Origin of the sequence: Polymorphospora sp. A560 (genome assembly GCF_045781765.1) — a bacterium.
Classification (GTDB): domain Bacteria; phylum Actinomycetota; class Actinomycetes; order Mycobacteriales; family Micromonosporaceae; genus Polymorphospora; species Polymorphospora lycopeni.
Genome location: NZ_CP122282.1, coordinates 88,596 through 112,715, shown reverse-complemented (window position 1 = coordinate 112,715; position 24,120 = coordinate 88,596). Strand labels below are relative to the sequence as shown.

Here is a 24,120-nt window from a genome sequence, read left to right as displayed (position 1 = left end):
GACATCGACGGTCCGCCGAGCCGTCGCTCCTGATACCCGGCGGGCGTCCGCGGGCGTAGGGTCGATCCATGGCCACGCCAAAGACCCCCTACGACGCGGTGCTCGCCGCGGCCCGCGACGTGACCAAGCTCGACTGCGCCCTCGACGCCGAGATGCTCGGCACGGCACTGCTCGGCAGCGTCTACGCGGTCGCCGAGGAGGACCGGGCCACCGCGATCCGCGACTTCGTCACCGGATTCCTCGCAGCCACCTCCCGCCGCCGGACCGCCGCGGCCACCACCATCCGCAACGTCTTCGCCACCCTGGTGCCCGACGCCGCCGGCGCGGCGACGGTGAAGCCGGGCACGCAGGCGCCGTCGTGGTCGCCGCACCTCGGCAAGGTACGGCTCACCGGCAGCTACGCCTACGGCGACGTGTACGGCGACCAGACGTCCTACCTGGCCACCTTCGCCTACGACGACGCCGAGGCGGGCGGCCCGGAGCACGCCGTCGTCGCCCTCGTCGACCACAACATCGGGATCACCAAGGACGTGTTCGTCGGCGGCCCGGCGGAACGGATCCTCGGCCAGGTCCGGCAGATGTGTGCCGACGACGAGTTGACCTGGTTCCGCGACGAGGATCCGCGCCGGCTGCGCGGCGAGGTCGCCCGGCACCTGGTGATCACCGACGACCTGGGCAACCTGCCCGAGGAGGGCTCGCTGGCCACCGACCGGGCACTGGTCGGCGCCCGGCTGGCGCTGCTGCCCACGCCCGCGCTCGCGGCGGTCGAGGAGATTCCGGAGATGTCCGCCGACGAGCGCACCACGCTCGTACGCGACTTTCTGAACTCACCTGAGGCGGCCCGCTTCGGGCTGCACGAGGTGCCCGAGGCCGACCTGGCGTCCCTGCACTTCTGCATCAGCCTGGTGCTCGACCACGGTGCGTCGTTCCCCGACGCCGACCCGATGCGGTGGAGCCCGGCGGTCGCCGGCCTCTTCCTGCTCGACTGGGTGCACCGGCGGGCCGTGCTCGACATGGACGACGCGGCGATGCTGCCCCGGGTGGTGCGTGCATGGGCGGCGTACGCGACCCGGCGGCGGGCCCTGCCGGCGCAGGCGGCGGCGCAGACCGACACCGCGATCGACGACATGATTCCGGAGTTCGTCCGGCTTTACACCACCGGCGAGCGGCGCAGCCCGGCCACCGCCGCGGTCGCGCAACTGATGGCCGAAGGCATCGATCCCGACGACCCGGACGCGCTCGACGCCTGGATCGAGGCGAACCGGCAGCGGCTCGGCGGCGACGAACCGGCCTGACCGGTCCGGCAGCCGCCCGGCTGCCGTTCTGGCTCGGGTCAGCCGACGCAGAACTCGTTGCCCTCCGGGTCGGCGAGGGTGATCCAGGTGTTCGGCCCCTGCCGGCCGTCCCACAGCCGGCGGGCACCGAGCTGGATCAGCCGCTCCACGACCTCCTCCCGGCGGTCCGGGCCGGGGCGCAGGTCGAGGTGCACCCGGTTCTTCGCGGTCTTGGCCTCGGGAACGGTCTGGAAGAGGAGCCGGCCACCGAGGCCGATCCCGCTCTTCTCGTCGACGGGCGCTGCCGGGTCGCGGATGGCGGCGGCACCACGCCAGCTCAGCACCCCGTCGACGGTGGTGGTGTCGGCGTCGGTGACCATGCCGCCGTCGAGCAGTCCACGGATCATGGCGGAGTTGTCCTCGACCACGTATTCGAGCGCCTCGGCCCAGAAGGCGGCCAGCCGGTGCGGATCCTCGGCGTCGAAGGAGATCTGGTAGCCCACAGTCATACCCGGACGCTATCGAGCACGCCCGACACATTCCCGGGACCTGCCGCTGACCGCTCGTTGATCAAGGGGATGTATCACCCGAACCGGCACAGCGATCACGCAACTACTCCTTGATCGACGTCCGCCAGCCGGCGTGCGACGCCGCACCTCAGGACGGTACGACCAGACGGAGGCGGCGGTCGGCCGTGCCCACGGTCACCCGCTGGCCCCAGGCCATCGTCAGGTGGTCGGTCTCGACCCCGTCGGCGAAGACGACCAGGCGTTCCCCCTCGGCGGTCAGCTCGATCGACTCGCCGGCCGCGAGCCGGCCGCCGGTCAGTTCGACCCCGGTCGCCGGCGACGGCCACGCCTCCCGCACGAACCAGCACAGCGCCTCGTCCACCGGGCCGGGCAGCGCCGGCGCTTCCGGCCGGTCCCGGACGATCGAGGCACACCAGCCGGTCGCCCCGGTGCCGGTGCCGACCACCACCCCCGACGACGACTGCCGCTCCCGCCGGCCGCCGGGGACGCCGACGACGTACCGGGCGGACTGGTGCGACGGATGCCCGACGTACACCTCGTTGAGGCCGACCAGGTCCTGACCGTCGTCGAGGACGGCCCGGACCATGGTCCGGGCCTGCACGGCGGCACGGCCGGCGGCGACCGCCGGCAGCAGCCGGGCGACGGCGGCCGGGGCGAACCGCACGAGTACGCCGGCGTTGCGGCCCGGCTCCGGGTCGACGCCGACGACGGGCTGCCGGTCGAGGTACTTGGCCACGTTGGCGACCAGCCCGTCCTGCCCGACCGCGACCACGATGTCCTCCGGCGCGAACAGGAACCGGGCCAGGTCGTCGCGGTCGACGTGACCGCGCCGCCAGTCGGCCGGGACGGCGGCGCCGACCGTGGTCAGCGCCGCCTGGAGCGCGTCGTGCCGGGCGGCGACCTCGTCCAGGTCCCGCCCCCGCTGCCGCAGGTAGAAGCCGGCCGCCGCCCGGGTGCCGTGCCGGACCAGCAGCTCGTCCAGTTCGCTGCGCCGGCTGACCACGACCACCCTGGGGGCGAGCGTGCCGCTCACCGGTCCACCCCGTCCCGGGCTGGGCAGCCGGTCACCCTCATCGTGGGCCGCCGAGGCGGGCGAGCAGGTCGGTGAGCATGTCCGGGGTAACCGTGAGCTGGCCGATCGCCGGCAACTGGCCGGCGAGTTCCTTCACCGCGAGGGCCTGGAGCACACCGGGCGGCAGGTCGGCGTACGCGGCCAGCTTCGCCGACTCGGCCTCGGCCTCGGCGAGCCCGACCGCCCGTACGCCGTCCGCCCGGGCGGCGGCGAGGGTACGTTCCTTGTCGGCCTCGGCGGCGGCGAGCACCCGGGCCCGCTCCGCGGCGGCGGTGTTGGCGACCTTCTCCCGCTCGGCCTTGCCCTGCGCGGCGGCGAGTTCGGCGTCGGCAGCCAACTCGATCTTGCGGCGGTCGTTGGCGCCCCGCTGCTCGACGAGTTGCTGCTCCCGGCGGGCCAGCTCGATCTTGTTCTGCATCTCGTTCTCGGCGATGGCCCGCTCCTGTTCGACCGCCTGCGCCCGCCGGGCGTACGTGGCCCGGTCCGACTCGACCTGCACCGCCTCGCGGGTCGGGGTCTGCAGGGCACGTTCCATCTCCGGCTCGGGCCGGACCGCGACGACCCGGGCGCTGACCACGGTCACCCCGATGTCGGCGAGCCGGGGTTCAGCGCGCAGGGCGGCCGAGACCGCCTCGCGGACCGGGGCGATGTTGGTCAGCGCCTCGGCGAGCGGCACCCGGGCGAGCAGGTCGAGCGCGGGCTGCTGGGCGAGTTCGGCGAGCAGGGTGGCGACCTGGTCGAGCGGTCGCGCCCGCGCGGTCCCGTTGCGCGGGTCGACCGAGAAGTCGAGCCGGCTGGCGGCCACCGCCGGGTCGGCGACCCGGTACGTGACGGTCGCCTGCACGGTCACGTCGGCGAAGTCGCCGGTCCGGGCGTGGAAGAGCAGAGGCAGTTCGCGGTCGTCGATCGGCACCTCGCTCAGCACCGACACGAGCGGGCGGTACCAGTAGGACTGGCCGACGCCCTCGTGCCGGATCTTGCCGTTGACGAGGTGCCGGACCCAGGAGGTGGGGGCGCCACGCAGGTGACGCAGGAACAGACGGGCAGTCACGTCGGCCATCTCGAACCTCTTTTCGTCGTACTGACGATAATCTCGATGGTAGATTCTCGTCAAGGTGGTGATAAATCACATGAGCGAGTACCCGCCGTTCGCCGTGACCGTCGACCTCGTCGTCCTGACCATCCGCGCCGACGGACTGGCCGTGCTGCTGATTCGGCGCGGCGTGCCGCCGTACGAGGACGCGCCGGCCCTGCCCGGCGGCTTCGTACGTGTCGACGAGGACCTGCCCCGGGCCGCCGAACGCGAACTCGCCGAGGAGACCGGGCTGACCGGTGCCGCCGCCCACCTGGAGCAGCTCGGCACGTACGGCACCCCGGACCGCGACCCGCGCGGCCGGGTCGTCACCGTCGCCTACCTGGCCCTGCTACCCGACCTGCCCGCCCCGGTCGCCGGCACCGACGCCGCGGGAGCGGAATGGCTGCCGGTGGCCCGGGCCCGCAACCTCGCCTTCGACCACGACCGGATCCTCGCCGACGGCCTCGAACGGGCCCGCGCCAAGCTCGAATACACCCCGCTCGCCACGGCCTTCTGCCCGCCGGAGTTCACCGTGGCGCAACTGCGGACGGTCTACGAAACGGTCTGGGAGACCCGCCTCGACCCGCGCAACTTCCACCGCAAGGTCACCGGTACGCCCGGATTCCTCGTGCCGGCCGGCCGGGCGACGGAGGGCGAACGTGGCCGGCCCGCCCAGGTCTTCCGCCGCGGCCCGGCAACCGCCCTGCATCCCCCGATAATCCGCCCCACCCCGGACCGCTGATTCCTGAATCAGCTGGGATCAAGACGACCCGAGGCTTTCATCCTCCGAATCTGATCCATTGCACCAAGTGCGTCATCCCGTACCGACGCGCCAACAAATCCAGAATCTCGCCCTCGGCCATCTCGACACCCATCCTGCCCGAGCGCCGGGCGATTGCGGACACCGCTCGACGCGCGCTCACCGGGTCGAGCGAGACGGTGGCCTCCGCGAATTCCACCGGGTCGAGCACCTGCAACCCCGTAGGCAGCCGCTCAGCCGGAAAGTCCTTGATGTTGTGGGTGACGATCGCGCCGGCACCCGCGACAACCGCCGCCGCCACGACATGCTCATCGTCGGGATCCGGCAGGCCGTACGTGCCGACCAGCGCTTCCCATCCCTGGACTTCGGCATCCAGAAACGCCTTGCGCATCTGCTCGACGAGCCAGCGCGCACGGCGCGCCGCTGCCCGGCGGTCCGTACCGCGCCGCATCAACTTACGCGTCTCATGAAACTCGAGCTCAGCAAGGATCGTGGAACTCCAGGCCGGCCGATATACGCCTTCGACCGCCAGTGAAAGCAGGAAGTCGCGCTGCAAACTTGGCCACAAAACACAGGTATCCAGCAGCACCAGGAACACCGCGGAATTCTGACATCAAACGGTGTAACAGACTAATCGCGTTTGGAACCCCGGTTCAATTTTGCCACCGCCCGGCGCGCCTCCCGCAATTCCCGCAGCGTGGTCTCAAGATCTTCTTCATCCTCGAGACCGACACTTGTCGCTTCGAGCGCCGCGTACTGCTCCTGCCTACGCCGTTCCCGGTATGCGAGCACGTCCTGGAGGGAAACGCGGCGGTGAGTACCCACCCTCTCGAACTGGATCCGTCCCTCGTCGAGCAGCTTGATCACGGTCGGCCGACTGACTCCGAGCAGATCCGCCGCCTGCTGCGTGGTGAGGGTCTGGGTGAACGGTGCGACGGTAACCGCGAGCCCCTCCCGCAGCGCGGCCACCACCTGACGAAGCACCTGGTAGACCTCGACCGGGAGTTCGACCCGGTCAGCCAGGGCCGGCCCCGCCAGGTAGTAGGAGGAAGGGGCATCTCGGCTCAGGTCCGCCGACTCGTGGGCCTCCATGAAGTCGTAGATCTGCGCGATCCCACCGTCCGGGTCCGGCAGATACGTCTCTCCTCGGACAGCAACTCCTCGCACGGCTCCCCCTTTCGCAAGTATCGTAGCCACTTTCGTTTCTTGCGGCTACGAACGGCCGAGGGTCAACCGGGCCTGTTACGGATTGGGTCCGAAGCTGCCGGCAGCCTGCGGTGGCATGTAGTTCGCCGGCGTTGGCGAGTACGCGGCGGACGCCGGGGCGTACCCGGGTGGGGCGGGTGCGGACGGCTCGTCGGACTCGGGGCCGGCCAACGCCTCCAGACCGCGACCGATGCCGATGCCGCCCAGGACCGCCAGCGCCGGCACCACGCCGTACGCGATCCACCGCGGCGCGCCCTCCAGCGTGAGATAGAAGTTGATCGCGACGAGGAGGACGACCGCGAGGGCGGTGCCGGCCACCCCGCCGCGCCGGCCGAAGACGCTGACGCCGCCGAGCAGCACCGCACCCACGACCAGGGCGAGCTGGCTCAGGTCGACAAGGCCGGTGACGACCCGGAGCTGGTTGGCGGCCACGATCCCGGCGAGGGCGGCGAGGACGCTCGATCCGGTGAAGCCGACGACGGCACCGAGCAGGCGGGTCAGTCGCCAGCCGGGCACCGGGTCGCCGGGGAACCGGTTGGCGGCGAGCAGGGTACGCACCTTCGGCACCAGCCAGAGCAGGCCGCCACCGATCGAGATGACGAGAAACAGCACCGCCCAGAGGATCGTCGTACCGGTGCCGGGCAGTCCGCCGGCGGGGATCGCGAGCGACCTTCCGTCGATCATGGCCAGGGCGATCGCCTGCACGAAGATCAGCCCGCCGAGCGAGACCGCCCACCCGGGTGCGGTGGTCAGGCCGGCGACCAGGCCGAGAAAGGCACCGGAGACGAGCAGCACGAGTATGGCGACCAGCCCTGCGGGGACCGCCGCCCACCCGCTGTCGGCCACCAGCTTCGCGTAGACCACCCCCGCCAGGGTGGCCTGGCCGACGACCGCCAGGTTGGGGGTGGCCGTCCGCAGCGAGAGGGCGAAGCCGGACGCGAGCAGCCCCAGCGTCGCGACGCCGTACCAGTAGTTGCCGCCGCGCAGCAGCGGCACCTGGAGGGCGATGACGCCGACGGCGATGACCGTGACGAGCAGCAGTACGGCCTCCCAGCCGACCGCGAAGATGGCGTAGGGCGGACGTCGTCGGGTGGCCGGGGCCATCGGGGGGATGCTCATGGTCCCTCCTGCACGCGGGGCTGGCGGACGGCGATCGGATCGACGCTAACCAACCGGTGCAAGCCCTGGACCGCGGGTCAGCGCCCGCCCGGCCAGGTGGCGGGCCGTCCGGCCGGCGCCCAGGAGGTCGCCCCCGATCCGGTACGGGACGACCGGCGGCCGGCCTCGTCGCGGCTGCCGGTGGGCCGGTGGCCGGGGGTACGGGCCTCGGTGTCCCGCGACCCGGTGCCGGTGGTGCGGGCCGGCGCCGGCGGCCGGCCAGGGCCACCGGACGAACCGGACGACGCGGTCGGCGTGGGTCGGGTCGTCGGCCGCCCGGTCCGCGTCGGCTCGGTCGTCGGCGACGGGCTCGACGTCGGCCCGACCGTCGGCGACGGGGTCGGGCCCGGCGTACCGGTCGGGTCGGGACTCGCGGTGGGCGTCGGGCTCGGGCACCCGGTCGGCGCCACCGACGGCGTGGGACCGGGCGTGGTGGGGCGGGTCGTCGGACGCGTCGTCGGCCGGGGCACCGTCGGCCGGGGGAAGAAGCTGGTCTTCTCCGGTGTCGGGCGCACCGTCGGGCGGGGCCGGACCCGTTCGAACGCCGTACGGCGGGGCTTCGCCTTGCCCGTGCGGTGCGGGCCGGACGCCCGGTGACGGCTGGTCGGGGCGACCGGGTCGCCGACCCCGACCAGCGGCGGCCGGCCCGGGTCGAGGGTGGGGGTCGGCAGCGGTACGACCACGACCGGGCCGACGGACGGGTGGCCGAGGAACGGGCCGCCACCGGGCTGTGCGGTCCCCCCGACGGTGGTGGGGCCGGCGCCGAGCGCGGCGATGATCGGGAGCGAGGCCATCACCCCGAGCGAGGCGACGATGAGCACGTAGCGGCGGGTCGGACCGGAGAGTCCTTCGGCGCGGTGCGCGCCCCGCAGCCATCGGTGGTTTCCGGGTATCCCGTCGAGACGACGGTGGCGCTGTGGCACGGGCGGCGGTTCGTCATGGTGGTCCGGCACAGCCGAACTCCTCGTCCGTAGGCGACATCCACCGAGCGGGCGAGGGAGGTCGCCCGGGACGGCCTTGCCAAGCAGAGTGACGAAGTCACGCACTGTCCGCCAGCCCTGCACGGTGTGTCAACGTGCCAAGTTCCGGGTCGGTTACCTACTCACGACGGGAAATGTGTGCATCTCCCCCGAACAGGCCCGGATAGTCAAGGTCATCGAGGCCGTACTGTAATCACGCTCACCTTCTCTGCGAATATGGACCCGACGGCAACGCGGCCGTGGCCTCCCGCACACCAGCGGTGGGCGCGGCCCGGTGTCGGCACTCCCGGGCCGGGTTCGCCAGAACCCGGCCCACGCCGCGCGGCAACCCCCACCGGGGCTAGGCGCGGCACGAGAGTCTGTTCCGGCACAAGTCGGCAGGCGCCACGGCTGCGCGGTCGGGTCACCCCCGTTGCCGACGCACTTATGACAGGGAGAGACCGATGGCGAAGGGCGAACGCGGGACCACCACCCGCGGGACCACCACCCGCGGCAGACAGGCCGCCTCCCGGCGGTCCGGTTCTACGGCTGCTCGGCCGGATCCTGAGCTGATCCAGTTGCTCACCCCCGAGGGGGAACGGATCGAGTCGGTGACCGGCCCGGACGGGGTCGAATACACGGTCGACTTCACCGACGCCGAATACCGCGACATCTATCGGGACCTGGTCGTCGTACGCAAGCTCGACGCCGAGGCCACGGCGCTGCAGCGCCAGGGCGAGTTGGGCCTGTGGGCGAGCCTGCTGGGGCAGGAGGCCGCACAGGTCGGCTCGGGGCGGGCGCTGCGCCCGCAGGACATGGCCTTCCCGACCTACCGCGAGCACGGCGTGCTCTACTGCCGCGGCATCGACCCGATCATGCCGCTGGGCCTGTTCCGCGGGGTCGACCAGGGCGGCTGGGACCCCAACGAGTTCAAGTTCAACATGTACACGATCGTGATCGGCGCCCAGACGCTGCACGCCACCGGCTACGCCATGGGCGTGACGATGGACGGCAAGACCGGCGGCGACGACGGCGAGGCGGTCATCGCGTACTTCGGCGACGGCGCCAGCTCGCAGGGCGACGTCAACGAGGCGTTCGTCTGGGCCAGCGTGTTCAACGCCCCGCTGGTCTTCTTCTGCCAGAACAACCAGTACGCGATCTCGCAGCCGCTGGAACGGCAGACCCGTATCCCGCTCTACAAGCGGGCCTCCGGCTTCGGGTTCCCCGGCATCCGGGTCGACGGCAACGACGTCCTGGCCAGCTATGCGGTGACCCGGGCGGCGCTCGACAACGCCCGGCACGGGCAGGGGCCGACCCTGATCGAGGCGTACACCTACCGGATGGGTGCCCACACCACCTCCGACGACCCGACCCGCTACCGGATCGCCAGCGAGGTCGAGGCGTGGCAGGCCAAGGACCCGATCGCCCGGGTACGCGCGTTCCTGGAGCGCCAGCAGATCGCCGACGCCGACTTCTTCGCCGAGGTCGACGAGGCGGCCCGGCGCGAGGCGGTGCACCTGCGCGAACGGGTGCTCTCGATGCCCGATCCACAGCCGCTGTCGCTCTTCGACCACGTCTATCCGGGCGGTTCCCCGGAACTGGACGAGCAGCGTGCGGAGTTCGGCCGTTACCTGGAGTCGTTCGAGGGGAGTGTGCACTGATGGCCACCGAGACCCTCAGCATGGGCAAGGCACTCAACGCCGGCCTGCGGCGGGCCCTCGACGACGACCCCAAGGTCGTCATCATGGGCGAGGACGTCGGCAAGCTCGGCGGCGTCTTCCGGATCACCGACGGGTTGCAGAAGGACTTCGGCGGCGACCGGGTCATCGACACCCCGCTCGCCGAGTCCGGCATCATCGGCACCGCCGTCGGCCTGGCGATCCGCGGCTACCGGCCGGTGTGCGAGATCCAGTTCGACGGCTTCGTCTACCCCGCGTACGACCAGATCGTGTCGCAGGTCGCGAAGATGCACTACCGGTCGCGGGGCAAGCTCTCCCTGCCGATCGTCATCCGGATCCCGTTCGGTGGCGGTATCGGCGCGGTCGAGCACCACTCCGAGTCCCCGGAGGCATATTTCGCCCACACCGCCGGCCTGAAGGTCGTCTCCTGCTCGTCACCGCAGGACGCCTACACGATGATCCGCCAGTCGATCGCCTCCGACGACCCGATCGTCTTCCTGGAGCCGAAGCGGCGCTACTGGGAGAAGGGGCCGGTCGACACCGAGGCGGACCATCCGCTGCACGCCTCCCGGGTGGTACGGCCCGGCACCGACGCCACGATCCTGGCGTACGGGCCGATGGTGCGTACCGCGCTCGACGCCGCCGCCGCGGCCGCCGAGGACGGTCGCGACCTGGAGGTCGTCGACCTGCGCACGCTGTCGCCGCTCGACCTGGCCGCGGTCTACGACTCGGTACGGCGCACCGGCCGCTGTGTGGTGGTGCACGAGGCGCCGTCCAACGTCGGCCTCGGCGCGGAGATCGCCGCCCGGGTCACCGAGAAGTGCTTCTACTCCCTGGAGGCGCCGGTGCTGCGGGTGGCCGGTTTCGACACCCCCTACCCGGCGAGCCGGGTGGAGGAGGACTACCTGCCCGACCTGGACCGGGTGCTCGACGCCGTCGACCGTACCTTCGGCTGGTGACCGCGATGACCAGGGTCAAGGAGTTCAACCTGCCCGACCTGGGCGAGGGGCTGACCGAGGGCGAGATCCTCAAGTGGCTGGTCGCGGTCGGCGACACGATCGAGCTGAACCAGCCGATCGTCGAGGTCGAGACGGCGAAGGCGGCCGTCGAGATCCCGGCCAAGTGGGCCGGCCAGGTGCGGGCGATCTTCCACGGCGAGGGCACCGTGGTCGAGGTCGGCACGCCGATCATCTCGATCGACACCGACCCGGGTGCCGGCGAGTTGCCGCCCGACGGGCTGCCGGCGCCGTCCGCCGCCTCGCTCGCGGCGGTGCAGGTGGCACCGGCCGAGGGCATGGTGGAGCCGGGGATGACCGGCGGCCACGGGCCGGGTGAGCGAACCGCCGTCCTGGTCGGCTACGGGCCGCGTACGTCGGCGGCCAAGCGGCGCCCGCGCAAGGCGACGGAGGCCCCGGCGGCGGCCGCGGCGAAGGCGGCCCCGGCCGCCGCCCCGACCATGCCGACGATGCCCGCGATGCCTGCCATGCCGGCGATGCCGACCGCACCGCCGGCGCCGAACGGGGCGTCGGTCACGGCGCCGGCTCGCGCCCCCGGCGCGCTCGCCAAGCCGCCGGTACGCAAGCTGGCCCGTGATCTCGGGGTCGACCTGGCCACGCTGACCGGGACCGGGCCGCAGGGCTCGATCACGCGGGACGACGTACACCTGGCGGCGGCCGGGGCGGCGGAGGCTCCGGCCGCGGCCGTCGGGGCTGCGCCGTCCTTCGGGCCGGACCGCGAACAGCGGATCCCGGTCAAGGGCGTGCGGAAGATCACAGCGGCCAACATGGTCGCGTCGGCGTTCACCGCGCCGCACGTCACGCTCTTCCACACCGTCGACATGACCCGCTCGATCAAGGCACTGGACCGGCTGCGGGCCCTGCCGCAGTGGCGGGACACCCGGGTCTCGCCACTGCTCCTGGTGGCCAAGGCGGTACTGCTCGCCACCGCCCGGCACCCGATGGTCAACTCGACCTGGGCGGGCGACGAGATCGTGGTCAAGGAGTACGTCAACCTCGGCATCGCGGCGGCCACCGACCGTGGCCTGATCGTGCCCAACATCAAGGACGCCGGGCGGCTGACCCTGCACGAGCTGGCCGAGGCGATGGCCGGGCTGGTACGGACCGCCAAGGCGGGAAAGACCAGCCCGGCGGACATGACCGGGGGCACCTTCACGATCACGAACGTGGGGGTGTTCGGGGTGGACACCGGCACCCCGATCCTGCCTCCGGGTGAATCCGCCATCCTGGCCTTCGGCGCGGTGCGGGAGACGCCCTGGATGCACAAGGGCAAGATCCGGCCGCGGCAGGTCACCACCCTCGGCCTGTCGTTCGACCACCGGATCATCGACGGGGAACTGGGCGCGTTGTTCATTCGTGACGTGGGCGCGTTCCTGGCCGATCCCGAGGCGACCCTGCTGGCCTGGACCTGACGGTCCGACCCGTCCGGCAATGCGGCCGGCGTACTTCCGGAAGTGACCGGGAGCACGCCGGCCGTGTCGCTTTGACGACTGGAAAGTTAACCAGGGACATCCTGACACCTTCGATTCTTAGGCAGGTGTCGCACCTCACCTAATAATCGATGGTCACGCGGCCCGCGATGCGCTTCAATGGACTCATCGACGGGCTGACAACCGAATAGCCAGGGGAGAGCTGAAATGTCCATGATCGAACGCTTCCGCAGCCGCCGCGACGCCAACCGCCGCGCACGGGCCATCGAGCACGCGCTGCGGTCCGCCAACTCGCCGGCCGTCCGCAAGGAGATCCTCGCGATCGCCCAGCGCTACTACGGCTGACCACACACTTTTCTCGTCGTCTGACGAAACCCGTGCCCCGTCCGGACCGCCCGGACGGGGCATCGTTGTATCCGGGTGCCCGGACACCGCCATTCCTCACCGCCGCAGCGCCCGGTACGGTTGGGAACGGCCGTCGTTCCGGCCACGAGGTGCCCGGGCACTATCGACCCGGGTCTACCCGTGCGGCTGGTGACGGTCAGGTGCTCCCGGCAGCACCGGTCCCGACCGGCTACCGTGCGGGGAGCTTGCACGGCCGATCCCACCGAGTCACCGCCGACCCTGCGGGTGACCCGTGTGGGGCCGGCACGGCCGACATGTGATGGAGGAGGCGCACATGACGTCCGAGGGTCAGCAGCACCCCGGTCGTGAGCCGCAGGAGGCTGCGCCGGGCACCGGTCACGGAGCACGTACGGACGAGCAGTCGACCGGCTACCCCGGCGAGCGCCAGTCAGCGCCGGGCAACAGTTGGGCCACGTTCGCCCCCGGCGTACGGCCGGAGCAGTCCGCCCCCTGGGCGCCGCCCGCCGCCCCACCCGTACCCGGCACCCCGCACGCCGGCGCCGAACAGGCGCCTCCCGCCGCCGGCTACCGCGGCGAGTGGAGCGACCGGCCGGCGGCATACCCGCCGCCCGGCGCGACCCCCGGAGCGCCGCCCACACACATCCCGCCGGGACCTCGCTCCGCGCATCCCGAGCCCGAGCCGTGGACGCCGGAGGAGGCGTGGGGCACCGGTTCCCGGGGTGCACCCGGCCGGCCCGCCGAGCAGTCGCCCCACCAGCGTCCGCTCGACGAGCCGCCCGCCGGCACCCCGTTCGCCCCGGCCCCCGAGCCGGCCACCCGGACGTGGGCCGCGCAGGAGCAGCCGCCCGCCGAGTGGGACACCGGCCAGCGCGAGCCGGGCCGCTTCGAGGCCGTCCGGGCCGCCTGGCGCGAGGACGCCCGCGAGCAGGACCCCCGCGCCGGCGGCGAGCCGGGCCAGCCCGCCTCGGCGTGGGCACCGGCCGAGCCGGGCCGTCAGCCGTGGCCGGCACCGGAGTCCGGCTCACCCTGGCCGCCCCCCGGATCGGTCCGGCCGCAGTCCGCTCCCCCGCAGTCCACCCAGCCGCAGGTCGCCTGGCACCAGCCGGCGCCGGCCGAGGCGGCCCGCGATCTTCCACCGTCCGGGCAGTTCCCCCCACCCGGGCAGGTTCCCCCGCTCGGCCAGGTTCCCCCGGCCGGGCCGGTTTCCGGTGCCCCGATGCCACCGGCCGGGGCCAGCCAGCACGCCCAACCACTCGGCCGCCCGGAGTCCGGCGGCTACCCGGCGCCGTCCGCCGGGTCGGACCGGTTCTCCCAGCCCCTGGAGTCCGGCGACGGCTGGCAGTCCGCGCCGGCCGCGAACGGTGGCTGGCAGCCTCCGCCGGCCGCCGGCCCGGATCCCGGCTGGCAGCCACCGCCCCCGGCCCCGGCCGAAAGTGCCTGGCAACCGCAGTCCGCGCCGACGAGCGGCGCCGGCTGGCGGCCCGCCGAGCCGGAGCCGGTCGGGCCCGACGCCCCCGCGCAGCGCGACCCCGGCTTCCAGCCGGGCGGTCCGGTGCCCGGCTTCGCCCCGTCCGGCGTGGTGCCGCTGCCGCCACAGGAGGTCCGGGTTCCCGGCGCCACGCTGGCCGCGTCGCCGCCCGCCGACTTCGAATCCCCGTCTGCGTACGGGCAGCCGCCCGTCTACGGTCAGCCACCCAGCTACGACCAGCCGTCGCCGTACGGGCAGCCGCCCCCGGCGGCCCAGCCCGGTCCGGGCGAGCCCGCCCAGCACCCCGCCGAGGACCCGCAGGTCGTCGCCCCGGTGCCGCATCCGCGCGGCGCCATCGACAACCCGCCGTCCGGCCGCGTGTCGGTGCCCCAGCCGGTCGCCGAGGAGCCGCCGGCCGACGAACCGGCGCAGCCGGGCCGGGCCGTGTCGGCGAGTGCGTCGGTGCCGATGTCGAGCCTGGTCACGCCGCCGGACCACGGCGTCACGCCCGGCCCGGCCCGGCCGTCGACGCCACGTGTCTACGGTCGGCCGGTCAGCGCCGATCCCGTCGAGGAGGAGCCGGCTCCGTCCGCCGGCACGCCGTTCGGCACCCCGGCGGGTGCCGCCACGGACGACGACCCGGGCCAGGGCGACGGCGGTGCCCCCGCCGGTGCCCCGTGGCCCGGCCCCAACCAGGCCTGGTCCGACGAACCACGCTGGCCCGGCACGCCGCCGGCCCGGGAGCACGCCAACGGCTTCTCCCACCACGGTCCGGCCGCCAGCGCCGGATCAGCCCGGGTCACGCCGCCCCCGTCGGCCCAGCCCGACCCGTACGCCGAACCGACCGGGCAGTTCCGGGGGACGAACGGGGCGCCGTACGGCGATCTGATCGGCTCCGGCCCGGACGGCGGCCAGCACGACGGTCCCGGTGGCCAGCCCGGTCCCTTCGGCGGCCCGGCCAACCAGTTCCCGTCCGGATTCGCGGGAGCGGCCTCGGCACCGCTCGCGCACCCGGGCGCCCCGACCGAGACGCCCGGCAACGGTTTCCCCGCCAGCCCGGTCTCGGGCGGCCCGACCTCGGGCGGCCCGGTATCCGGGGGTCCGGTGTCCGGCGGCCCGGTGTCCGGTGCGCCCGCCTCGGGCGGCCCCGGTGGTTTCGGCGCACCCGACCCGTACGGGCAGCCGTTCGGCGGCGGCTACGGCCAGCCGGCCGGTCCGCACGGCCACCAACCTGGCGGCCTCGACCAGCCCGGACCTTACGGCCAGCCGCTCGCGGCAGCCGGGCAGCCCGGCCCGGGGGCACCGCAGGACTGGCAGGAGCAGGACCGCTTCAACTCTTTCCGGCCGGACGCCGGCGCCGAGGCGAAGCCGCAGCAGCCCGCGGCCGAACCGGCCGCCGAGCCCGTGCCGCAGGTACGCAACGGACGGGTGCTGATCGCCGTACTCGCCGCCGCCGTGCTGCTGGTCGCGATCCCGCTGGGCCTGGTCTGGTTGCTCAAGCCCAGCGACGAGGCGTTCAACCCCAACGTCGGCGACTGCGTCGTGCAGTCCGGCGACCGGCCGACGTCGGCGAACTGCGGTGACGCCGGTGCCTTCAAGGTGGTGTCGAAGGTCGGCACCCTCCAGGAGTGCGCCAACCAGCAGCAGTGGATCGACGTACCGGCGGCCGGTGACCAGGGGCAGCAGGTGCTGTGTCTGGAGCCGGCGACCAGCGGGTAGCCGCCGAGCCCGGAACCCGGTTGGGGCAGGATCGTCGGTATGACGAAGGCACGCACCGACCGGGTCCGGGCTCCACAGCTGCGGGGTCGGGGATGGCTCAACACGGGTGGGCGCGAGCTCACCCTCGCCGACCTGCGCGGCAAGATCGTAATCCTCGACTTCTGGACCTTCTGCTGCATCAACTGCCTGCACGTACTCGACGAGCTGCGGCCGCTCGAGGACAAGTACGGCGACGTGCTCGTGGTCGTCGGCGTCCACTCGCCGAAGTTCGAGCACGAGCGTGACCCGGTGGCACTGGCCGCGGCGGTCGAACGGTACGGGGTCGCGCACCCGGTGCTCGACGACCCGGACCTGGACATGTGGCAGCAGTACGCGGCCAAGGCGTGGCCGACCCTGTCGGTCGTCGACCCGGAGGGTTACGTCGTCGCCTCGATGGCCGGCGAGGGGCACGCGGAAGGGCTGACCCGGCTGATCGAGGAGTTGATCGCCACCCACGACGCCAAGGGCACCCTGCACCGCGGCGACGGGCCGTACGTGCCGCCCGCCGAACCCGCGACGACGCTGCGGTTCCCCGGCAAGGCGGTCGAGCTGCCCGGCGGCGACCTGCTCGTCTCCGACTCGGCACGGCACCGGCTGGTGCGGTTCGCGCCCGACGGCGAGACGGTGGTCGGCGAGATCGGTTCCGGGTCCCGGGGTCGGGCCGACGGCACGCCGGCGACCGCCTCGTTCGCCGAGCCGCAGGGGCTGTGCCTGCTGCCGCCGCAGGTCGCGGAGGTGGCCGGCTTCGACGTGGTGGTGGCGGACACCGTCAACCACCTGCTGCGCGGCGTACGGCTCGACACCGGCGAGGTGGTCACGGTCGCCGGCACCGGCCGGCAGTGGCGGTCGACGGTCGACGACCTCCCGCACGACGCCGTGTCCGCCGACCTCTCCTCGCCGTGGGACGTCGCCTGGTACGACGGCCGGGTGGTGGTCGCGATGGCCGGCATCCACCAGCTGTGGTGGTACGACCCGATCAAGCGCACGACCGGTGTCTACGCGGGTACGACCGTCGAGGCGCTGCGCGACGGGCCGCTGCCGGACGTGTGGCTGGCGCAGCCGTCCGGTCTGTCGGTCTCGGCCGACGGGGCCCGGCTGTGGCTCGCCGACAGCGAGACCAGCGCGCTGCGCTACGTCGAGGACGGGGCGCTGCACACCGCGGTCGGTCAGGGGCTCTTCGACTTCGGCCACGTCGATGGTCCGGCCGGCGAGGCGCTGATGCAGCACCCGCTGGGTGTGTGTGCGCTGCCGGACGGTTCGGTGCTGGTCGCCGACACCTACAACGGGGCCGTACGCCGGTTCGACCCGGTGGCCGGCGTGATGTCGACGGTGGCCGACGGGCTGGCCGAGCCGAGTGACGTCGTGGTGACCGGCGGCGGTGACGTGCTGGTGGTGGAGTCGGCGGCGCACCGGCTGACCCGGCTGGCGCCCGGCACCCTGTCGGCGGCTGGTGCGAGCACGGTCGACGGGCCGCGACGGCGGGCCGAGCGGCCGCCGACCCGGCTGCGGGGCGGCGAGGTCGTTCTGGACGTCATCTTCACGCCGGCGCCGGGGCAGAAGCTGGACGACTCGTTCGGGCCGTCGACCCGGCTGGAGGTGTCGGCCTCGCCGCCGGAGCTGCTGGTCGAGGGGGCCGGGGTCGGCACCGACCTGAGCCGCCGGCTGGTGATCGATCCGGCCGTACCCGGTGGGGTACTGCAGGTGGTGGCGCAGGCCGCGACCTGCGACGCGGACGCCGAGCACGCCGCCTGCCACCTGACCCGCCAGGACTGGGGAGTTCCGGTCACCATCGCCGCCGACGCCGCCGCCCGCCTGCCGTTGATCCTCCGCGGTTTGGACACCTGACCCGCTCTGCTCATGATCCGCGTGATCAGGGAGTAAGTCTGGCGTGTCGCCGGCGCGCCGCCCGCCAAACTCCCTGATCACGCGGATCATGGCGGGCCGGGCCGGCGGGTCAGGTGAACGGGGCCAGCTCCAGGCCGGCTTCGGTCAGGGTCGTGCGGACCCGGCGGGCCAGGGCGACGGCGGCCGGGGTGTCGCCGTGCAGGCAGATCGACTCGACCGGGCACGCGACCGTACCGCCGTCCACCGCGACCACCACCTGCTCGACCGCCATCCGCAGCGCCCGGTCGGCCACCTCGGCCTCGGCCGTCACCAGCGCGCCGGGTGCCGACCGGGGCACCAGGGTGCCGGCCGGCAGGTAGCCGCGGTCGGCGAAGCCCTCGCCGACCACCCGTAGGCCGGCGCCGGCCGCGATCTGGGCGAGCACCGATCCGGGCTGGCAGAGCACCGGCAGCGTCGGGTCATAGTCGGTCACCGCCGACACGACCGCCGCCGCCTGCGGTTCGTCGACGGCGGCGGTGTTGTAAAGGGCGCCGTGCGGTTTGACGTACCGGACCCGGGTCCCGGCGATCCGGCACATGCCGTCGAGTGCGGCGATCTGGTAGATCACTTCGTCGCGGAGTTCGCCGGGGTCGTAGTCGATCCGGCGGCGCCCGAAGCCGGCGAGGTCGCGGTAGCCGACCTGGGCGCCGACGGCGACCCCACGGTCCGCCGCGGCGGCGCAGACCCGGCGCATCGTGGTCGGATCGCCGGCATGGAAGCCGCAGGCCACGTTCGCCGAGGTGACCACGTCGAGCAGGGCCAGGTCGTCGCCGAGCCGCCAGATGCCGAAGCCTTCGCCGAGGTCAGCGTTGAGGTCCATGGAACAGCACGGTAGTCCCCGGCCGGGCCTGGGCCAGCGGTGCGACGTCGGCGACGACCGCGATCACCGGGTAGCCGCCGGTGGTCGGATGGTCGGCGAGGAAGATCAGTGGTTGGCCGTCGGCGGGCACCTGGACGGCGCCGAGCACGATGCCCTCGCTGGGTAGTTCGCCGGCCCGCGCGCGGGCCAGGCCGGTGCCGGCCAGTCGCGCGCCGACCCGGTTGCTCAACGGGCTGACCGTGTACGGCGTGGAGAGCAGGTTCGCCACGGCGGCGGCGGTGAACCAGTCGTCGCGGGGGCCGAGCCGGACCGCGAGGTGTAGCACGTCCAGGGGCGGCTGCCCGGGTGTGAAGTGCACGGCCGACGGGGCTGGCACGGCGGCGCCGACCGGCAGTTCGTCCCCGTCGGCGAGCGGGGGCGGGCCGAGCCCGGACAGGGTGTCGGTGCTGCGGCTGCCGAGCACGGGCGGTACGGCGATGCCACCGCCGACGGCCAGGTAGCGGCGTACGCCGTGGCTGGCGGGTCCGATGTCGACGGTCGCCCCGGCCGGTACGGCGACCGGCTGTCCGAGGCCGGCCGGGCGCCCGTCGACCCGCAGTGGCCCGTACGCCCCGGTCACCGCCACGTTCGTGGCCCGGGTGATCCGCAGCCGGCAGCCGGTGAGGGTGGTCTCCAGCCCGGCGGCGGTCTCGGGGTTGCCGACGAGCCGGTTGGCCAGCCGCAGCGCCGGGCCGTCGAGCGCACCGGAGCGGGGTACGCCGAGGTGGGCCCAGCCGGGCCGGCCGAGGTCCTGCACGGTGGTGAGTGCCCCGGCGCGCAGCACCTGGATCATCTGGCGACCAGGCGTACCCGGGTGCCGGGCACGAGCAGCGCCGGCGGCTCCCGGTGTACGTCGAACAGCGTGGCGTCGGTGTGTCCGACGAGTTGCCAGCCGCCCGGTGAGGCGGTCGGATAGATCCCGGCGTACGGTCCGGCGAGGGCGACCGATCCGGCGGGTACGGCGGCACGGGGCGTGGGGAGCCGGGGCACCTCGCAGCCTTCGGGCAGCCCGCGCAGGTAGGCGAACCCGGGGGCGAAGCCGGCGAAGGCGACCTGGAACTCGGTGTCGATCAGGCGTCGTACGGCGTCGGCGGGCGGTATGCCCCAGTGGCCGGCGACGGCGGCGAGGTCGGGGCCGTCGTACCGGGTGGGTATCTCGACGAGGGGGCCGGTCGGGCCGGTGGCGGCTGGCGGCGGTGGCCAGCCGGCGATCAGTGCCGCCGTGGCGGCGGGGTCGGCGAGCCCGTCGAGGAGTACGGTCCGGGCGGCCGGCACGATTTCGGTGACGGCGAGCCGGCCGGCGTCGCGCTGCCGCCAGAGTTCGGCGCGCCAGGCTTCCACCTGGGCGCCGTCGTCGCATTCGAGGAGCAGCGCGCCCGCGCCCACCCGCCGGATCCGCATCGCGCCATCCTGGCAGACGGTGGAGTGAGTCGTTTCACTACCTACAAGTAACCTACGGTGCCGTAACCTGATGCCCGTGACCACTTCCACCCCGTTGCGGATGAAGCCGGTCGACATCGGCAAACCCCGGATGCGCGGCTGGCTGCACACGTACGCGTTCTTCGTCGCACTCGTGTGCGGCATCGTCCTCTGCGCGCTCGCCGCGGGCCGCCCGGGATGGGCGCCGCTGGTGAGCTGCGCGATCTACAGCCTCACCGTCTGCGGGCTGTTCGGCACCAGCGCGCTGTACCACCGTCGGGTGTGGTCGGAACGCGGCTACCAGGTGATGCGGCGGCTGGACCACTGCATGATCTTCGTCTTCATCGCCGGCACGTACACGCCGTTCTGCGTACTGCTGCTCACCGGCACCAAGTCGACGGTGCTGCTCGCCGTGGTGTGGGCGGGTGCCCTGCTCGGGGTGGCGCTCAAGATGGTCTGGCCGCACGCCCCGCGCTGGGTCTCCGCGCCGCTCTACCTGGCGCTGGGCTGGGTCGCGATCGCGGTGCTGCCCGACATCCTGGGCAACGGCGGGGTGACCACCCTGGTGCTGTTGATCGTCGGCGGGGCGGCGTACAGCGTCGGCGCGGTCTTCTACGCCCTGCGCCGGCCCAACCCGTGGCCGACCGTCTTCGGCCACCACGAGTTCTTCCACGCCTGCACACTGGTGGCCGCGCTCTGCCACCACATAGCCATCTACTTCGCCCTCTTCGCCTGACCCGCAAGATCCGCGTGATCAGGGAGTTGTTCGGGCGTGGCGCCGGCGTGGCGCGCTACCCAGCCCCTGATCACGCGGATCTCTGGACGGGGGACGGTCAGACGGTCGGGCCGGGATTGCGCACCTCGCGGTACTCGTGCACGACCCGGTCCTGCGGGATGGGCGCCACCTGACGCTCGGCCGGCGCGGTCTGCACGACGGCACGGCGGCGGCTCTGCCAGAACCAGGTGGTCAGGATGAGGCCGACGACACCGGCGACCATCAGTACCCAGCCGACCACGTTGATGTTCAGCCAACCGAGGTTGACGTCGAGCGCGAACGCGAAGATCGCGCCGATTGCGATGAGAAGGATGCTTCCACCGATACCCACTGTTGTCGCCCTCCTTGGCATACGGCGCGACCCCGATCCGGCGGGCCGCCGTCCCGGGCCGCGTGTGAGGTTGCGGCACCCATCCACTTACCCACGTGCTTCAGAACCGAATCAGGCAAGCTGTGAGACGGGATAGTCGGCCCTGGGCATGCGCCGACCGAGCGCAGCGGGAGCGAGGAGGGCACATGACCGAGCGGAGCATCGTGCTGTTGCGGCACTCGAAGGCGGAGCAGCCGGACGGGGTCGCCGACGTCGAGCGGCCGCTGACCGATCGGGGGCACGCCGACGCGGCCGCCGCCGGCGCCTGGCTCACCGGCAGCGACAACCTGCCCGACCTGGTGCTCTGTTCACCGGCGAAACGCACCCGCCAGACCTGGCACGGGGTCGCGGTCGCGATCGCCGGTACGGCGGGCGAGTCCGGCCCGGGCGCGGGCGCCCCTGAGGTCCGTTACGAACAGGCGCTTTACACCGGCTCGGTCGGGGATCTGCTGGCCGTGCTCCGCGATGCCGGGGACGCCTACGAGACGGTGCTCGTCGTCGGACACAATCCGGCGATCTCTGATCTGTCGGCGCTGCTCGACCCGAACAGCGGTGCCGACGAAGGGTTGCGGACCAGCGGTATCGCCGTACACCGGTTCACGGGTTCGTGGGGTGACCTGGCCGCCGATTCGGCGGCGGTGACCGACAGCCACACGGCCCGGGGCTGACTCCTACTTCTTCTCCGGTGGCAGCGGGTTGGCCGGCGGCGGAGACGCGGAGGGCAGCTCGGCCGGAGCCTGGTGGATCGAGGTCGAGTGGGAAAGGCGGTTCTCTTCGACGATCAACCGCCGGGTACGGCGCCTGCGGTCCGCCCAGTACCAGAGGGTGACCGTGATCATGGTTACCCCGGCGAGGACGAGTACCCAGCCGACTGCGCGAATGTCGATCCACCACACGTCCGCGCGTACGGCGAAAGCGAGGATCGCACCAATAGAGATCAGGAAGATTCCGCCACCAATGCCCATTTGCGCCACAACTCCTCGCGCTGTCTGGGACAGATTCGCGTTCCAGCGTGGCTACCCCCGGGGCATGGGACCAAACGCCACCGGAGCCGCAAATGATCTTGCCCCCGTCATCCTGACGGAGGCAAGATCATCGGGGGGAATCGGGTCAGAACGCTTCCTCCGGAAGGTCCATCACGTCGAGGTCGGTGGCCGCGATGATCCGCCGGTCGGCACCGACGCGGGGCAGCACCTCGCGGGCGAAGAACCGGGCGGCGGCCACCTTGCCCTGGTAGAACGCCTGATCACTGCCGGAGACCTCGCCCGCCAGGGCACGCAGCGCCACATCCGCCTGACGCTGGAGCAGCCAGCCGACGACGACGTCGCCGAGAGCGAGCAGGAAACGCCGGCTGCTCAGGCCGACCTTGTAGAGCGCCCGCGGCTCACCAGCCTGCGCCTCGCCGAGCCAACCGGTCATGACGCCCATGATGTTCTGCACCTCGGACAGCGCCCGGCCGAGCGCGAGCCGCTCCTCCTTGAGCTGACCGTTGCCGCCCTCGGCCTCGATGAACGCCTGGATCTCGCCGGCGACGGCCAGCAGGGACTTGCCGTTGTCCCGCACGATCTTGCGGAAGAACAGGTCGAGGCTCTGGATCGCGGTGGTGCCCTCGTACAGGGTGTCGATCTTCGCATCGCGGACGTACTGCTCGAGCGGGTAGTCCTGGAGGAAGCCGGAACCACCGAAGGTCTGCAGCGACTCGTGACCGAGCAGTTCGTACGCCCGCTCCGAGCCCACCCCCTTCACCAGGGGCAGCAGCAGGTCGTTGACCCGCTTGGCGACCTTCGCGCCCTGCTCGTCGCCGGCCGCCTCGGCAATGTTGATTTTGTCCTGCCAGCTGGCGGTGTAGAGCACCAGGGCGCGCAGCCCTTCGGCGTACGCCTTCTGCAGCATCAGCGAGCGGCGCACGTCCGGGTGATGGGTGATGGTGACCCGGGGCGCGGTCTTGTCGGCCATGTGCAGCAGGTCGGCGCCCTGCTCGCGGCTCTTGGCGTACTCGAGTGCGTTGAGGTAGCCGGTCGACAGGGTGGCGATCGCCTTGGTGCCGACCATCATCCGGGCGTACTCGATGATCAGGAACATCTGCCGGATGCCCTCGTGCACGTCACCGAGCAGCCAGCCCTTGGCCGGCACGCCGCCCTCGCCGAACGTCAGTTCGCACGTGTTGGAGACCTTCAGGCCCATCTTGTGCTCGACGTTGGTGGCGTAGACGCCGTTGCGCTCGCCGAGTTCGCCGGTCTCCTCGTCGAAGTGGAACTTCGGTACGACGAAGAGCGAAAGCCCCTTCGTGCCGGGGCCGCCGACGCCCTCGACGCCGACCGGGCGGGCGAGCACGTAGTGGATGATGTTCTCGGTCAGGTCGTGCTCACCCGAGGTGATGAACCGCTTCACGCCCTCGATGTGCCACGAGCCGTCCTCCTGGGGGATGGCCCGGGTACGACCGGCACCGACGTCGGAGCCGGCGTCCGGCTCGGTCAGCACCATGGTCGAGCCCCACCGCTTCTCGACGAAGAGCTTCGCCCACTTCTTCTGCCGCTCGGTGCCCTCCCGCTGCAGCGTGTGCGCGAAGGACGGGCCGGAGGCGTACATCCAGACCGGCGCGTTGGAGCCGAGGACCAGCTCGGCGAGTGCCCACCACAGCGCCCGCGGCGCGTTGGTGCCGTCGAGCTCCGGGGGCAGGTCGAGCCGCCAGAACTCGGCGTCCATGAACGCCTGGTAGGACTTCCGGAACGACTCGGGAACCGGTGCCGTGTGGGTCGCCGGGTCGAAGACCGGCGGATTGCGGTCGCTGTCGGTGTAGCTGGCCGCGAGGTCCTCGCGGGCGAGCCGGTCGACCTCGGCGATGAAGCTGCGAGCCGTTTCGACGTCCAGATCGGTGTACGGCTCCTGGCCGAACACCTGCTCCGCGCCGAACACCTCGAAGAGGTTGAACTCGAGGTCTCGGATGTTGCTCTTGTAGTGCGTCATGCTCGCTGGCCCCCGGTTTTCTCGGGCAGTGTTACCGGTCAGTAACCCCGACTGTATTACCCGCGGGTAGGAAGCGACAAGGTAATGGCTAAAGT

At 72.5% G+C, this 24,120-nt stretch carries 23 protein-coding genes; 10 read left to right on the top strand and 13 right to left on the bottom strand.

Annotation, left to right across the window (positions count from 1 at the left end; translation table 11 throughout):
- Positions 1-68: 68 nt before the first annotated feature.
- Positions 69-1,295 (top strand): hypothetical protein, encoded by a 1,227-nt coding sequence (locus QCD66_RS00515; protein WP_375732662.1) that lies wholly within the window; start codon positions 69-71, stop codon positions 1,293-1,295.
- 38 nt (positions 1,296-1,333) lie between these two features.
- Here QCD66_RS00515 and QCD66_RS00510 read toward each other — a convergent pair whose 3' ends face one another.
- The 3 genes from QCD66_RS00510 to QCD66_RS00500 all read right to left on the bottom strand — a co-directional run bounded on the left by QCD66_RS00510 (position 1,334) and on the right by QCD66_RS00500 (position 3,936).
- Positions 1,334-1,783: a VOC family protein gene (locus QCD66_RS00510; protein ID WP_375732661.1), complete on the bottom strand. Its 450-nt coding sequence runs from the start codon at positions 1,781-1,783 to the stop codon at positions 1,334-1,336.
- Between the two features lie 148 nt (positions 1,784-1,931).
- On the bottom strand, positions 1,932-2,837 hold the full coding sequence (locus QCD66_RS00505; RefSeq protein WP_364212902.1) for a hypothetical protein: 906 nt from the start codon (positions 2,835-2,837) through the stop codon (positions 1,932-1,934).
- A gap of 37 nt (positions 2,838-2,874) precedes the next feature.
- Positions 2,875-3,936: an SPFH domain-containing protein gene (locus QCD66_RS00500; RefSeq protein ID WP_375732660.1), complete on the bottom strand. Its 1,062-nt coding sequence runs from the start codon at positions 3,934-3,936 to the stop codon at positions 2,875-2,877.
- A 70-nt stretch (positions 3,937-4,006) separates the two neighbouring features.
- On the opposite strand from QCD66_RS00500, the gene QCD66_RS00495 reads away from it, so the two are divergent.
- Positions 4,007-4,693, top strand: coding sequence for an NUDIX hydrolase (locus QCD66_RS00495; RefSeq protein ID WP_364212908.1), 687 nt, complete (start codon positions 4,007-4,009; stop codon positions 4,691-4,693).
- Positions 4,694-4,730: 37 nt separating this feature from the next.
- Here the strand turns inward: QCD66_RS00495 and QCD66_RS00490 are convergent, their stop codons facing one another.
- The 4 genes from QCD66_RS00490 to QCD66_RS00475 all read right to left on the bottom strand — a co-directional run bounded on the left by QCD66_RS00490 (position 4,731) and on the right by QCD66_RS00475 (position 8,028).
- On the bottom strand, positions 4,731-5,309 hold the full coding sequence (locus QCD66_RS00490) for a PIN domain-containing protein (RefSeq protein ID WP_375732659.1): 579 nt from the start codon (positions 5,307-5,309) through the stop codon (positions 4,731-4,733).
- 32 nt (positions 5,310-5,341) lie between these two features.
- Entirely contained in the window at positions 5,342-5,878 is a 537-nt protein-coding gene (locus QCD66_RS00485) for a helix-turn-helix domain-containing protein (RefSeq protein ID WP_375732658.1), read from the bottom strand.
- A 75-nt stretch (positions 5,879-5,953) separates the two neighbouring features.
- Complete coding sequence (locus tag QCD66_RS00480) at positions 5,954-7,036, bottom strand: hypothetical protein (RefSeq protein ID WP_375732657.1); 1,083 nt, start codon at positions 7,034-7,036, stop codon at positions 5,954-5,956.
- Positions 7,037-7,113: 77 nt separating this feature from the next.
- Positions 7,114-8,028, bottom strand: coding sequence for a hypothetical protein (locus QCD66_RS00475; RefSeq protein ID WP_375732656.1), 915 nt, complete (start codon positions 8,026-8,028; stop codon positions 7,114-7,116).
- Positions 8,029-8,498: 470 nt separating this feature from the next.
- On the opposite strand from QCD66_RS00475, the gene pdhA reads away from it, so the two are divergent.
- The 6 genes from pdhA to QCD66_RS00445 all read left to right on the top strand — a co-directional run bounded on the left by pdhA (position 8,499) and on the right by QCD66_RS00445 (position 17,596).
- Complete coding sequence (gene pdhA, locus QCD66_RS00470; protein WP_364212926.1) at positions 8,499-9,695, top strand: pyruvate dehydrogenase (acetyl-transferring) E1 component subunit alpha; 1,197 nt, start codon at positions 8,499-8,501, stop codon at positions 9,693-9,695.
- Entirely contained in the window at positions 9,695-10,672 is a 978-nt protein-coding gene (locus QCD66_RS00465; protein ID WP_375732655.1) for an alpha-ketoacid dehydrogenase subunit beta, read from the top strand. The genes pdhA and QCD66_RS00465 overlap by 1 nt, the downstream gene beginning before the upstream one ends.
- A 5-nt stretch (positions 10,673-10,677) precedes the next feature.
- Positions 10,678-12,141 (top strand): dihydrolipoamide acetyltransferase family protein, encoded by a 1,464-nt coding sequence (locus QCD66_RS00460; protein ID WP_375732705.1) that lies wholly within the window; start codon positions 10,678-10,680, stop codon positions 12,139-12,141.
- Between the two features lie 225 nt (positions 12,142-12,366).
- A complete protein-coding gene (locus tag QCD66_RS00455; protein WP_212824807.1) occupies positions 12,367-12,504 on the top strand; it encodes a hypothetical protein in 138 nt (45 codons plus the stop codon).
- Positions 12,505-12,838: 334 nt separating this feature from the next.
- Positions 12,839-15,712, top strand: a complete 2,874-nt coding sequence (locus QCD66_RS00450) for a hypothetical protein (protein WP_375732654.1) — start codon at positions 12,839-12,841, stop codon at positions 15,710-15,712.
- A gap of 39 nt (positions 15,713-15,751) precedes the next feature.
- Positions 15,752-17,596 carry an NHL domain-containing thioredoxin family protein gene (locus QCD66_RS00445; RefSeq protein ID WP_375732653.1) on the top strand — a complete coding sequence of 615 codons (1,845 nt, stop codon included), beginning with the start codon at positions 15,752-15,754 and terminating at the stop codon, positions 17,594-17,596.
- A 109-nt stretch (positions 17,597-17,705) separates the two neighbouring features.
- Here QCD66_RS00445 and QCD66_RS00440 read toward each other — a convergent pair whose 3' ends face one another.
- From QCD66_RS00440 to QCD66_RS00430, 3 genes are read right to left on the bottom strand one after another with little or no spacing between them, the layout of a single operon-like run.
- Positions 17,706-18,455, bottom strand: a complete 750-nt coding sequence (locus QCD66_RS00440) for a LamB/YcsF family protein (protein ID WP_375732652.1) — start codon at positions 18,453-18,455, stop codon at positions 17,706-17,708.
- Positions 18,439-19,287, bottom strand: a complete 849-nt coding sequence (locus QCD66_RS00435) for a biotin-dependent carboxyltransferase family protein (RefSeq protein ID WP_375732651.1) — start codon at positions 19,285-19,287, stop codon at positions 18,439-18,441. The genes QCD66_RS00440 and QCD66_RS00435 overlap by 17 nt, the downstream gene beginning before the upstream one ends.
- Positions 19,284-19,895 (bottom strand): allophanate hydrolase subunit 1, encoded by a 612-nt coding sequence (locus QCD66_RS00430; protein ID WP_375732650.1) that lies wholly within the window; start codon positions 19,893-19,895, stop codon positions 19,284-19,286. The genes QCD66_RS00435 and QCD66_RS00430 overlap by 4 nt, the downstream gene beginning before the upstream one ends.
- A 76-nt stretch (positions 19,896-19,971) precedes the next feature.
- Between QCD66_RS00430 and QCD66_RS00425 the strand changes: the two genes are divergently transcribed.
- Positions 19,972-20,649 carry a hemolysin III family protein gene (locus tag QCD66_RS00425; protein ID WP_357543096.1) on the top strand — a complete coding sequence of 226 codons (678 nt, stop codon included), beginning with the start codon at positions 19,972-19,974 and terminating at the stop codon, positions 20,647-20,649.
- Between the two features lie 97 nt (positions 20,650-20,746).
- On the opposite strand, the gene QCD66_RS00420 is transcribed toward QCD66_RS00425, so the two are convergent.
- Positions 20,747-21,019, bottom strand: a complete 273-nt coding sequence (locus QCD66_RS00420; protein WP_375732649.1) for a DUF6458 family protein — start codon at positions 21,017-21,019, stop codon at positions 20,747-20,749.
- A gap of 185 nt (positions 21,020-21,204) precedes the next feature.
- On the opposite strand from QCD66_RS00420, the gene QCD66_RS00415 reads away from it, so the two are divergent.
- Positions 21,205-21,726, top strand: a complete 522-nt coding sequence (locus tag QCD66_RS00415) for a histidine phosphatase family protein (RefSeq protein WP_375732648.1) — start codon at positions 21,205-21,207, stop codon at positions 21,724-21,726.
- 3 nt (positions 21,727-21,729) lie between these two features.
- Here QCD66_RS00415 and QCD66_RS00410 read toward each other — a convergent pair whose 3' ends face one another.
- Both QCD66_RS00410 and QCD66_RS00405 read right to left on the bottom strand, forming a co-directional pair.
- Positions 21,730-22,023, bottom strand: a complete 294-nt coding sequence (locus QCD66_RS00410) for a DUF6458 family protein (protein ID WP_357543103.1) — start codon at positions 22,021-22,023, stop codon at positions 21,730-21,732.
- 145 nt (positions 22,024-22,168) lie between these two features.
- Positions 22,169-24,025: an acyl-CoA dehydrogenase gene (locus tag QCD66_RS00405; RefSeq protein WP_375732647.1), complete on the bottom strand. Its 1,857-nt coding sequence runs from the start codon at positions 24,023-24,025 to the stop codon at positions 22,169-22,171.
- Between the last annotated feature and the right edge of the window lie 95 nt (positions 24,026-24,120).

What these genes read in the sequence shown, in the direction of transcription:
- QCD66_RS00515 (WP_375732662.1), top strand. Translation starts at nt 69, where the DNA reads ATGGCCACGCCAAAGACCCCCTACGACGCGGTGCTCGCCGCGGCCCGC.
- QCD66_RS00510 (WP_375732661.1), bottom strand. Translation starts at nt 1,783, where the DNA reads ATGACTGTGGGCTACCAGATCTCCTTCGACGCCGAGGATCCGCACCGG.
- QCD66_RS00500 (WP_375732660.1), bottom strand. Translation starts at nt 3,936, where the DNA reads ATGGCCGACGTGACTGCCCGTCTGTTCCTGCGTCACCTGCGTGGCGCC.
- QCD66_RS00495 (WP_364212908.1), top strand. Translation starts at nt 4,007, where the DNA reads ATGAGCGAGTACCCGCCGTTCGCCGTGACCGTCGACCTCGTCGTCCTG.
- QCD66_RS00480 (WP_375732657.1), bottom strand. Translation starts at nt 7,036, where the DNA reads ATGAGCATCCCCCCGATGGCCCCGGCCACCCGACGACGTCCGCCCTAC.
- pdhA (WP_364212926.1), top strand. Translation starts at nt 8,499, where the DNA reads ATGGCGAAGGGCGAACGCGGGACCACCACCCGCGGGACCACCACCCGC.
- QCD66_RS00465 (WP_375732655.1), top strand. Translation starts at nt 9,695, where the DNA reads ATGGCCACCGAGACCCTCAGCATGGGCAAGGCACTCAACGCCGGCCTG.
- QCD66_RS00460 (WP_375732705.1), top strand. Translation starts at nt 10,678, where the DNA reads ATGACCAGGGTCAAGGAGTTCAACCTGCCCGACCTGGGCGAGGGGCTG.
- QCD66_RS00455 (WP_212824807.1), top strand. Translation starts at nt 12,367, where the DNA reads ATGTCCATGATCGAACGCTTCCGCAGCCGCCGCGACGCCAACCGCCGC.
- QCD66_RS00450 (WP_375732654.1), top strand. Translation starts at nt 12,839, where the DNA reads ATGACGTCCGAGGGTCAGCAGCACCCCGGTCGTGAGCCGCAGGAGGCT.
- QCD66_RS00445 (WP_375732653.1), top strand. Translation starts at nt 15,752, where the DNA reads ATGACGAAGGCACGCACCGACCGGGTCCGGGCTCCACAGCTGCGGGGT.
- QCD66_RS00440 (WP_375732652.1), bottom strand. Translation starts at nt 18,455, where the DNA reads ATGGACCTCAACGCTGACCTCGGCGAAGGCTTCGGCATCTGGCGGCTC.
- QCD66_RS00435 (WP_375732651.1), bottom strand. Translation starts at nt 19,287, where the DNA reads ATGATCCAGGTGCTGCGCGCCGGGGCACTCACCACCGTGCAGGACCTC.
- QCD66_RS00430 (WP_375732650.1), bottom strand. Translation starts at nt 19,895, where the DNA reads ATGCGGATCCGGCGGGTGGGCGCGGGCGCGCTGCTCCTCGAATGCGAC.
- QCD66_RS00415 (WP_375732648.1), top strand. Translation starts at nt 21,205, where the DNA reads ATGACCGAGCGGAGCATCGTGCTGTTGCGGCACTCGAAGGCGGAGCAG.
- QCD66_RS00410 (WP_357543103.1), bottom strand. Translation starts at nt 22,023, where the DNA reads ATGGGCATTGGTGGCGGAATCTTCCTGATCTCTATTGGTGCGATCCTC.
- QCD66_RS00405 (WP_375732647.1), bottom strand. Translation starts at nt 24,025, where the DNA reads ATGACGCACTACAAGAGCAACATCCGAGACCTCGAGTTCAACCTCTTC.